The 2,618-nt window shown below is 75.9% G+C and carries 2 protein-coding genes; both read left to right on the forward strand.

Annotated features, from left to right (window positions below):
* Positions 1-1,612: transglutaminase-like domain-containing protein (locus ABD211_RS10085; RefSeq protein ID WP_344128650.1), on the forward strand; the 1,612-nt coding region annotated here is incomplete at its 5' end.
* A 144-nt stretch (positions 1,613-1,756) separates the two neighbouring features.
* Positions 1,757-2,618: FHA domain-containing protein (locus tag ABD211_RS10090; RefSeq protein ID WP_344128652.1), on the forward strand; the 862-nt coding region annotated here is incomplete at its 3' end.

The raw sequence follows: 2,618 nt of genomic DNA on the forward strand, positions 1-2,618 counted from the left end.
CGGCGGCTTCGCGGCCGCGCTGCCCGCGGACGACGAGGACCGCTACGTGCTGCGCGAGCACGTCCAGCCGCCGCTGGACCTCAGCGAGTACCCCAGCCCGCTCGCGGGCCTGCGCCGCTACGAGGTGGTGGACAAGGACAAGGTCCTGTTCAGCGTCGCCGGCCTGCCCAGCGGGGCGCGGGTGCGTCTGGCCGTGATGGACGCCTACGACGGTGTCGTGTGGAGCGTGGCCGGCGGCGCCGGCGCCACCACCGCGTCGGGCGTCTTCGAACGGGTGGGTACGACCATCCCGACCGAGGCGACGGGGACACCCGCCACGATCCAGGTCACGATCAAGAACCTCGGCGGCGTGTGGGTGCCGACGGTCGGCGCGCTGACCGGGGCCCGGTTCGACGGCCCGCGCGGCGCCGACCTCGCCGGATCGTTCCGCTACAACCGCAGCACCGGCACCGGGCTCGCCCCGCTCGTGCTGGGCACCGGCGACACGTACACCCTCGACGTGCTCGTGCCGACCGTGCCGGCGGAGAAGGACCTCGCCGGGCGGGCGACCGCCGTGGTGACCCTGCCCGACATCGTCGGCGACCCCGAGCCGGTGCAGACCCTCGCGGTCGAGTGGGCCACCGCCGCCACCCCGATGGGCCGCCTCAACGCGCTGCTCACCCGCATGCGCGCGGGCGCCTACAGCGACGGTACGGGCGCGGCCGGCGTGCCGTCGCGGCCCGGACACGGAGCCGGGCGGGTCCGCGAGTTCCTCGCCGCCGACCAGCTCGTCGGCGACTCCGAGCAGTACGCGGCCACGCTCGCCCTCATGCTGCGCCGGCTGGGCATCCCCGCCCGGGTCGTGCTCGGCGCGGCGCCCACCCAGGCCTGGTTCGCCAAGACCGGCACCGGCGCGGGCGACGTGACCGGCGCGATGGTGACGGCGTGGGTCGAGGTCGCCGTCGACGGCGTCGGCTGGGTGCCGTTCGACCCGACGCCGCCGGTGACGAACAAGCCGAAGCCGCCCAAGCCCGAGCCGAACGAGGACGGCGACGCGAAGATCGTGCAGCCGCCCACGGTGGCGCTGCCGGCACCCGACCAGGCCGCCCCGCCGGACGCCGACGACTCGGGCGACGACCTGCCGCCCCCGGACCGGTGCGGCGTGTGCGCGGTGCTGCTCACCATCGCCACGTACGTGGGCCTGCCACTCCTGCTGTTCGGGCTGGTCGTGGGCGTGATCGTGGGGCTCAAGGAGCGCCGGCGCCGGCGTCGCCGGCGGGCCGGGTCCACCAGCGCGCAGATCGCCAACGGCTGGCTGGAGCTGCTGGACCGGCTGCGCGACCTGGGCGTACCGACGCCGGCCGGGCCGACCCGCCGGCGCGCCGGCGAGGAGCTGGCCGCGGTGGAGGCGCTGCCCGTGGACGGGCGCGCGGCCGCGACCGGGCTCGCGCTGGGCGCCGACGAGGCCGTCTTCGGGCCGGGTGACCCGTCACCGGACGCGGTAGCGGCGTACTGGTCGGAAGTGGACGATTCGCTGCGCGGCCTGCGGCGCGAACGCAAGCCGCACCAGCGGTTCCTCGCGATGGTCAACCTGGCCACCCTGTGGCCGGCCCGGCGGCGACGCCCCGCATGACCGAGCGAAGCGAGGGCATCATCAGGCCCAGGTTCAGTCGTGCCGACGCCTCGCGGAGCGAGGTGGCGGCATGACCGAGCGAAGCGAGGGCATCATCAGGCCCAGGTTCAGTCGTGCCGACGCCTCGCGGAGCGAGGTGGCGGCATGACCGAGCGAAGCGAGGGCATCATCAGGCCCAGGTTCGGCATGACCGAGTTGAAGGTGACCCTGGTCCGGGAGAGCGGGGACGCGGTCGACCTCGCGGTCACGGTCGGTGCGGGCACCACCGTCGGCGAGCTGGCGCACGCGCTCGCGACCCGGGACCCGGAGCGTTCGCGGACGTGGTCGGCCGTCACCCTCGCCGTGTCGGGGCCGGACGGCGGCACGGCGCTGCCCGTCAGCGCCCTCGTTGGCGACGTGGGGCCGCGTCCCGGCGCCAGGGTGCGGGTCATGCCGGCCAGCGCCTTCCACAGGGATGGGGCGCGGGGCGAGCCCGCCGCGACGCTGGAGATCGTGTCCGGGCCGGACGCGGGCCGAGGGCCGTTCCCGCTGGTCGCGGGCAGCACGCTCGTGGGCCGCGACCGGGACTGCGCGGTACGCCTGACCGACCCGCTGGTCTCCAAGCACCACGCCCGGATCAGCGTCGGCGACGTCGTCGAGATCGTCGACCTGGGCGCCGCGAACGGCGTCTACGTGTCCGGTCGGCCGGTCGACCGGGCCGTGCTCCGCTCCGGCGACGAGGCCCTGCTCGGCGACACGGCCGTGCGGATCACGATCCCGGCGCTCGACGGCTCCTACGCGCGCCCGCCGCTCGTGGTGCCCCGTTATGCCGGGGTGTCGCTCGACGCCCCGGCGCCGCCCGTGCCGCTCCGTCCACGCCGGCCGCCCGTACTCGCCCTGGTCATCCCGGTGACCGCGGGCATCGTGCTGTACGCGCTCAGCGGGTCGCCGTACGCGTGGCTGCTCGTCGCGCTCGGCCCGATGGCCGCCGCCGCTGCCTACGCCGTCGACGCGCTGGTCGCGTGGC

It is taken from the genome of Luedemannella flava (genome assembly GCF_039528515.1).
In the GTDB taxonomy this organism is placed as follows: domain Bacteria; phylum Actinomycetota; class Actinomycetes; order Mycobacteriales; family Micromonosporaceae; genus Luedemannella; species Luedemannella flava.